The organism is Stenotrophomonas sp. 3diitr2024 (assembly GCF_042136455.1).
Lineage (GTDB): Bacteria > Pseudomonadota > Gammaproteobacteria > Xanthomonadales > Xanthomonadaceae > Stenotrophomonas > Stenotrophomonas sepilia.
Window position 1 is genome coordinate 1 of the sequence record NZ_JBHHMJ010000305.1, and the last position, 7,358, is coordinate 7,358.

Sequence of the window (7,358 nt, forward strand, 5' to 3'; positions counted from 1 at the left end):
CGCTGGCCGGCAACCGCACACATCCCCGAGGTTGCCGGCCAGCGGCCGGCACTACCGCGGCGAGCGGGATCGCGCATCCACGCATGGCGTGTATCCGCATCAACCCATCAGTGCTGCGACGGCCCCCAATACCCCAGGTCCTTGCGGATCTGCAGGTCGCGCACCCAGCTGCCGAACGGCTTGCGCCGCAGCGCGCCCATCTCGCCGGACAGGAAATCCTCGGTGGCCGCAATCACGCGCTCGCTGGACAGGCCATCGCGGTACGGATGGATGGCATCGGCGTAGCGCACGATCTCCGCCTGCAGCGCGGCGTCGGGATGCAGCGCGCGCTGCAGCATCGCAGGCAGCTGCACCGGTTCATCGAAGTCGATCATGTGCGGCTTGGGCACCCGGTTGCGGAAGGTCACCACCGGCTTGTGCTGGACGATGAACTCCGAAACGATCGAGGACGTATCGGACACCAGCACATCGGCGGCGCGCTGTGCGGCCATCACCTGCTCCGGCTCGATGAAGCGTGCATTGGCACCGGCCAGGGCGCGGTAGCGTTCGAACAATTCCGGTGGGCACTTCGGGTGCAGGGTCAGCAGCCAGTAGCGCTTGCCCTCGGCGATGTCGGCAGCAATCTGCGCATGCAGGTGCGGGGCTGCGCTCAGGCGTTCGGTGAAGGTCGAACCGAACAGGATCACCGGGCGTCCTCCAGCGGCGGCGCGCAGCGCGGCGCTCTCGCCACCATCGTCGCGGAACAGCGGATCCAGCTTCGGCCAGCCGGTCTCGGCCACCGCGAAGTGGCCCTGCAGGGCCGCGATCTCGCGGAACGGCCCGGTGGTGGCCGGCCCCTGCGTGCAGTACAGGTCGAACATGCCGCGCACCCGGAAGTGGCCGCGCGCACTGTCCCGCTTCTCCACGTTGAAGCCATGGAACAGCTGCACCTTGGCTCCCGAAAGGAAGGTCGGCACCCAGTTGGCGGCGCTGAACACCGCCCGCGGCCGCATTGCCAGCGCCTGCTTGAGGCCGATGTTGGGCACTCCCGGCAGCTGGCTGCCGGCCGCGCCGCCCTCGAACCAGGCTGCCACCTCCTGCCCGGAGGCGTGCAAGGCCTGCGCCAACGGGGCGAGAATAGGCAGCGCATAGCGCTCCGTCGCAAACAACAGGTACCCGGCCATCATGTCCTCCACGACCGCTCCCATCGAACGGCCTCGCATCTCGGCCTGCATTATCGCGTTCAACGAGGCCGGCCGCATCGGCGACTGCCTGGCCTCACTGGCCTTCTGCGATGAGATCGTCGTCGTGGACTCCTACTCCACCGATGCCACCGTGGCCATCGCCGAGGCCGCAGGCGCCCGCGTGCTGCAGCGCCCGTTCGACGGCTTCCGCAGCCAGAAGGCGTACTGCGTCGAGCAGGCCCGCCACGACTGGGTGCTGTGCCTGGACGCCGATGAGCGGATCAGCCCGGAACTGCGTGAGACCATCGAACAGGCCCGCGACGGTGGCTTCGCTGGCCATGCCGGCTATCGCTTCGCACGCCTGTCGGAGTACTTCGGCAAGTTCCTGCGCCATGGCAATGCCTACCCGGACCGGGTGATGCGCCTGTTCGACCGCCGCCGTGGCGGCTGGCGCGGCAAGCGCGAGATCCACGAGGCCGCCAGCGTCGATGGCAGTGTCGGTACCCTGCGCGGCGACCTGGTCCACTACCCCTACCGCTCCTTGCAGCAGCAGCTGGCCAAAACCGAGAAGTACGCGCGGATGATGGCCGAGCACGAGTTCGCGCGCGGTAAACGGGCCACGCTGGGCAAGCTGGTGCTGGCACCGGCCTGGCGGTTCTGGCGCGGCTTCGTGTTCCGTGGCGGCTTCCGCGACGGCTGGCATGGCCTGGTCTACGCCTATGTGCGCGCCAACTACGTGCGCCAGAAGACCATCATGCTGTGGATGCTGGGCAACGGCCAGGCCGTGGCCGACCCGCCGAACCCCTGATCGCCGGGCCCTGCCCGGCGCGCCGACGCCTCACGCCCCGGTGGCTGCCCGGTAGCGCGCGCCTTCGACGATCGACAGGCCGGTCAGCAGGCCGACCAGGGTCACGTAGAAGCTGGCGGTCATCTGGTGCGCGAACATCGACTGGGTCAGTCCGCACAACGCGTAGGTGATCACCAGCATGATGCCGGCTGCGGCCGGCCCACGGAAGGTTGACCGGCCACTACGGCGATGCAGGCGCACGAACAACCACAGCGGGATGCCATATACCGCCAGCAACAGCAGCAGGCCCGGTACGCCCTGGGTCGCTGCCCATTCGGCAACATCGTTGTGTGCATGCCCCAGGTGGCAACGCAACTCTTCCGGATTCTCCCGGCAGACCGGCACGCGCAGCATCGCACTGTCGAAATGACCGATGCCAACACCCACCAGCGGGTGATCGAGGAAGGTCTCCCAGGCCACCTGCAGGCGTTCCACGCGGGCACCGGCGGAAGAATCACTGTCGCCCAGTTCCATCCGCTGCACGTCACTGTGCAGCTCGCTCAGGCGCACCTGGTGACGCAGCTCCGGCACCGACAGCAACAGGGTCGCGCCGATCGCCAGCATGCCGGCCAGCACCGACAGGCGCGCCGCACCGGTGCGCCAGCGCAGGCTCAGTGCCAGCACCACCAGAAGCGCCAGCAGGGCGGCGAACACGCCGCGGCTGCCGGTCAGCACGATGGTGCCGCAGCCGGCGGCCGTGCCGAGGATCACCAGCGACCAGCGCCGCGACGGGCGACAGAACACCAGCAGCACCATCAACACCATCACGATGTCGGCCAGCACGATGGCGTTGGTGAACAACTCTGCGCGCGGGGCGCCACCCAGCACCTGCCACAGCGACATCGCGAAGGTGGCGAGCAGGCCGGTCAATGATCCGTACCAGAGCCACCGCAGGTTGGGACGCAGCGCGCAGACCCAGAGCGCGATCCACGGGATCACCACGAATCGCGAGCGGTTGTCGACGTCACGCAGGCCCTGCTCGAACAACACCACCGACAGTACGCCGAGCGCCAGCACCGCCAGCATCAGCCAGGCCAGCACTTTCACCGGCTGACCGGCCATGCCGCGCGCGCGCCACAGCAGCTCCGGCGCAAGCAGCGTGCTGAGCAGCAGCAGCAGGCCATACGGCAGCAGGTTGATCGGCACGGTCAGCACCAGTGCCGGCAGGCAGAACAGGCCCAGCTGGGCCAGCGCATGCGCGGCCCCATGGCGCCCACCGGCGGGAACGCCCAGCGGGTCGTCGGCCATGGGGTTCAGGTTGTCCGGTGAAGCTGGCACGTCGGGAAGTATCGCTGCAATCTGCGGGAAGAACGGGAAGGACCAACGGAGGCCGTCCCAGCCTGCTGTTTTACTGCCTTTGGGCCCGCTTGGGCAGACTGGACAAGCCGGAATCGTGGTGGCTAGTCATGTTCCTGCAAACGCCGTTCACGTTCGCGCTCCTCTGCAGTGACCACGCAGGGCACCTTCACCGCTGCTGCCGGCACCAGCCACCAGCGCCGCCGGTTGGCCACGCCGGCCAGTTCAGAACGGTTGCGGTCGACGCACGACAGCATCGCGTATTCGTGCACCAGCAACCAGCGGCGTCCGGGCGCCAGCCGCTGCCAGCGCGTGGCCGCAATCAGCTGCTCGTCCCAGTCCGTCTCGAAACCGAAGGTCGCTGCGGGGCGGTCGGCCAACAGCAGATGCTGCTCCTTCCAGGCCACCAGCCCCAATTCGGCATCCGGTCCCAGACGGTCACCAACCGTGCGCATCAGGCCGCGGGCGGAACTGGAATCGTTCAGCAGCGGATAGCCGACCAGGCTGTACAGCACCCAGACCATCGCCAGGGTCGACACCAGCGCCAGATGCCGGCGACGGCCGCAGGCCAGCAGGCTCAATCCGCCCCACACGCCCATCGCCAGGATCGTCCAGGCCAGTGCGTCGACGGCGCCGGGCGCCAGCCCGCGGCTGTGGGTCAGGCGCAGCTCGAAGGCCGGCTCGCCCAGCACCGCCATCGCACCGGCCAGGGCCAGGCCCAGTGACAGCAGGCCGGTGAACACCCCCACCACGGCCTGCACATCGCGCCGCCTCAGCAATCCAGGCAACAGCGGCGCCAGCACCAGGCAGAACATCGGCAGTGCCGGCAGGATGTACACATCGCGCTTGCCGGCGGGAATCGAGAAGAACAGCACCACCACCAGCCACCAGGCCAGCGGCAGCAGGTAGCGCGGGTCGCGGCGGCGCAGCCGGCGGCGCCACGCCGGAATCGCCCAGGGCAGGGCCAGGAACGCCGGGATCCACATCAGCGGCATCGTCGCCAGGAAGTACCAGGCGGGCTGGTGATGGTCCCAGGAATGGGCGTAGCGCCGCGCCGTCTGCTGGAACAGGATGTCGTCCATGTAGGCCAGGTACTCGTCCGAGCCGGTGGCAAAGCCGGCCAGCAGCATCGGCGCCAGCCACAACGACACCGCCAGCAGGAAGGCCAGCGGCGCCAGCCAGAAACGCGCGTCGCGCGCATGCAGTCCCACCCGTGGCCACTGCAACGCCGCGGCGATGGCCGCAGGCACGAGCATCAGCAGCGCCAGCATCCCCACGCCCTTGGTGATCACGCCGATGCCAGCAAAGAACCAGCCCAGCCACCACCAGCGCCAGCTTGGTCCCAGCAAAAGGTGGCGCAGCAGGCCGTAGTTGGCCAGGGTGATGAACAGCAGCAGCAGTGGGTCGATCTGCGCCTTCTTCGCCTGGAAGGTGAACTGCAGCGCGAACAGCAGCGCCCAGCCGGCGTACAGCCCCACCCGCCGCGTCCACAGGCGTCGCCCCAGGTCGACCACGCACCACAGCGTGCCCAGGGCCGCCAGCAGCGACGGCAGCAGGAAGGCCACGCGCCACTGCCCGACCAGGCTGTACAGCGTGGCCTGCCACCACATCAGCATCGGCGGCTTGTCCGAGTACAGCTCGGTGCCGCGATGCGGGAACAGCCACTGCCCGCTGTCGAACATCTGCTTGGCCACCAGCGCGAAGCGCGGTTCGTCCGACGGCCACGGATCACGAAGGCCCAGCCCGGCCCCCAGCACCAGCAGGGCCATCACCACGAACAACCACGTCTCGCGCGACGCGCGGGATTTCAGCATGGGACTCGGAACGTCAGCGGGGTCAGGCTGTTTTTAGCAGACGCGCGTAAAAGAAACCGTCAGCATCGTTGTCACCCGGCAGGCGCTGGCGCGCAATCCCCTCGCAATCGAGGCCGAATGTGTCATCCAGAGGCTGTGCCGCTGCGTCCGGATGCCACTTCAGGAAGGCTCGCACCTGATCGACGTTCTCGGCGCGCAGGATCGAACAGGTGGCGTACAGCAGCACGCCTCCCGGGCGCAGCATCGACCAGCAGGCCTCCAGCAGGCGGGCCTGCACGCCGACCAGCGCATCGATGTCCTCGGCGCGGCGGTGGAACATCACGTCCGGCTGGCGGCGGATCACGCCGGTGGCCGAGCACGGGGCATCCAGCAGGATGGCGTCGAACGGCGTGCCATCCCACCAGGCCCCGGGATCGCTGGCATCGGCCACCCGGGTCTGCGCGCCCTCACCCACACCGGTGCGGGTGTAGGTATCGCGGGCGCGCGCGAGTCGACGCGCATCGATATCGAGCGCCAGCAGGCGCAGACTGGGGTCACGTTCCAGCAGGTGCGCCGACTTGCCACCGGGTGCCGCACAGGCGTCCAGCACGCGGGCGCCGGTCGCGGGCGCCAGCGCGTCGGCTGCGCATTGCGCCGACAGGTCCTGTACCGACAGTGCACCGTCGGCAAAACCCGGCAGCTGGTTCACCGCAACGGGGGCCGCCAGGCGCAGTGCATCGGCGCAGAGCGCGCTGGGTTCGGCGGCAATGCCCGCCTCGGCCAGTGCCGCCAGTGCCTTGTCACGGCCGCCGTGCTGGCGGTTGGCACGCAGCCACAACGGTGCCGGTTGCAGGCTGGCGCTGAAGATCGCGTCGGCCTGTACCGGCCAATCGCGTTCCACCGCATCGGCCAGCCATTCCGGGAAGGCATCGCGCGCCGGCTGCTCCGGGAAACCCTCGCGTTGCGCGCGGCGCAGGATCGCATTGACCAGGCCGGCCTGGCGCTCACGGCCCAGCGCACGCGCGGCATCGACCGTGGCCGACAGCGCCGCATGCGCCGGCAGTTCCAGCACGTCCAGCTGGGCGAAGCCCACCATCAACAGGGTGCGCAGGTCGGCGTCGCGCGCCGACAGCGGCTTCTGCATCCACGACTGCAAGGCAGCGTCATAGGTACTGCGGCGACGCAGCACCGCAAAGCACAGCGCTTCCAGCAAGGCACGATCGCGGCTGTCGGCCAGCTTCGGCAGCGCCCAGGCCAGTTCGGCCTTCAATGAACGGCCACGGGTGAACACCTGTGCCAGCACACGCGCGGCCAGCATGCGCGTGGCCGCGCCCGGCGCCGCCTTGGCCACGGAGAAATCGTTCTGCTTCGACACCGCTTATGCTCCCACGCGCAGATCACGGCGGGCGTTGAGGTAGTCGGCGGCGGTGATCGCCTTGCCGCCTTCGCGCTGCAGCGTACGCAAGCGCAGTGCACCCTGGCCACAGGCGATGTCGATGCCATCGCGGCTGGCCGCCAGCACCGTGCCCGGCGCTTGGCTGTGGGCCTCATCCAGCGCCACCGCGCCATGGATGCGCACGCGTTCGCCAGCCAGCGTCGCTTCGGCGATCGGCCACGGATTGAAGGCACGCACGGTACGCGCCAGCACATCGGCGCCCTGCGCCCAGTCCAGACGGGCTTCGGCCTTGTCCAGCTTGTGCGCATAGGTCACGCCCTGCTCCGGCTGCGGCCGCGCGATCGGCTTGATGCCGGCCCGCAGCAGGCCCAGGCCGTCGGACAGGACCTGTGCACCCAGCTCGGCCAGCTTGTCATGCAGCTGGCCACCGGTATCGGTGGCAGCGATCGGCAGTTCCTGGTGCAGCAGCACCGGGCCGGTATCCAGGCCCGCTTCCATCTGCATCAGGCACACACCGGTCTTTGCGTCACCGGCCTGGATCGCGCGCTGGATCGGCGCAGCACCGCGCCAGCGTGGCAGCAGCGAGGCATGCACGTTCCAGCAGCCGTGGGTCGGGATCGCCAGTACCGCCTTGGGCAGGATCAGGCCGTAGGCCACCACCACCATCAGGTCCGGCTGCAGGTCGCGCAGCTGCTGCTGTGCAGCCTCGTCCTTCAGTGATTCGGGCTGGTAGACCGGAATGCCACGGGCCACGGCCTCGAGCTTGACCGGCGATGGTGCCAGGCCACGGCCACGCCCGGCCGGCCGGTCAGGCTGGGTATAGACGGCCACGACCTCGTGGTGGCGCGCCGCGGCGCGCAGCG

General features: G+C 69.1%; 6 protein-coding genes. 1 reads left to right on the plus strand and 5 read right to left on the minus strand.

The window, feature by feature from the left end:
• Positions 1-107: 107 nt before the first annotated feature.
• Entirely contained in the window at positions 108-1,166 is a 1,059-nt protein-coding gene (locus ABGA94_RS07030) for a CDP-glycerol glycerophosphotransferase family protein (protein ID WP_375366821.1), read from the minus strand.
• Between ABGA94_RS07030 and ABGA94_RS07035 the strand changes: the two genes are divergently transcribed.
• Positions 1,165-1,971: a glycosyltransferase family 2 protein gene (locus ABGA94_RS07035; RefSeq protein ID WP_375366815.1), complete on the plus strand. Its 807-nt coding sequence runs from the start codon at positions 1,165-1,167 to the stop codon at positions 1,969-1,971. The two genes, ABGA94_RS07030 and ABGA94_RS07035, sit on opposite strands and share 2 nt — an antisense overlap.
• Positions 1,972-2,001: 30 nt before the next feature.
• On the opposite strand, the gene ABGA94_RS07040 is transcribed toward ABGA94_RS07035, so the two are convergent.
• The 4 genes from ABGA94_RS07040 to fmt all read right to left on the minus strand — a co-directional run bounded on the left by ABGA94_RS07040 (position 2,002) and on the right by fmt (position 7,356).
• The gene (locus ABGA94_RS07040; RefSeq protein WP_005419601.1) at positions 2,002-3,258 is read right to left on the minus strand and encodes an O-antigen ligase; all 1,257 of its coding nucleotides are present in this window, start codon (positions 3,256-3,258) and stop codon (positions 2,002-2,004) included.
• A gap of 152 nt (positions 3,259-3,410) precedes the next feature.
• On the minus strand, positions 3,411-5,120 hold the full coding sequence (locus ABGA94_RS07045; RefSeq protein WP_375366817.1) for an ArnT family glycosyltransferase: 1,710 nt from the start codon (positions 5,118-5,120) through the stop codon (positions 3,411-3,413).
• A 22-nt stretch (positions 5,121-5,142) separates the two neighbouring features.
• Entirely contained in the window at positions 5,143-6,474 is a 1,332-nt protein-coding gene (gene rsmB, locus ABGA94_RS07050) for a 16S rRNA (cytosine(967)-C(5))-methyltransferase RsmB (RefSeq protein ID WP_053496983.1), read from the minus strand.
• A gap of 3 nt (positions 6,475-6,477) precedes the next feature.
• The gene (fmt, locus tag ABGA94_RS07055) at positions 6,478-7,356 is read right to left on the minus strand and encodes a methionyl-tRNA formyltransferase (protein ID WP_375366819.1); all 879 of its coding nucleotides are present in this window, start codon (positions 7,354-7,356) and stop codon (positions 6,478-6,480) included.
• Between the last annotated feature and the right edge of the window lie 2 nt (positions 7,357-7,358).

Coding starts and splice junctions, on each gene's coding strand:
- ABGA94_RS07035 (WP_375366815.1), top strand. CDS start 1,165: ATGTCCTCCACGACCGCTCCCATCGAACGGCCTCGCATCTCGGCCTGC.
- ABGA94_RS07045 (WP_375366817.1), bottom strand. CDS start 5,120: ATGCTGAAATCCCGCGCGTCGCGCGAGACGTGGTTGTTCGTGGTGATG.
- ABGA94_RS07040 (WP_005419601.1), bottom strand. CDS start 3,258: ATGGCCGACGACCCGCTGGGCGTTCCCGCCGGTGGGCGCCATGGGGCC.
- ABGA94_RS07030 (WP_375366821.1), bottom strand. CDS start 1,166: ATGATGGCCGGGTACCTGTTGTTTGCGACGGAGCGCTATGCGCTGCCT.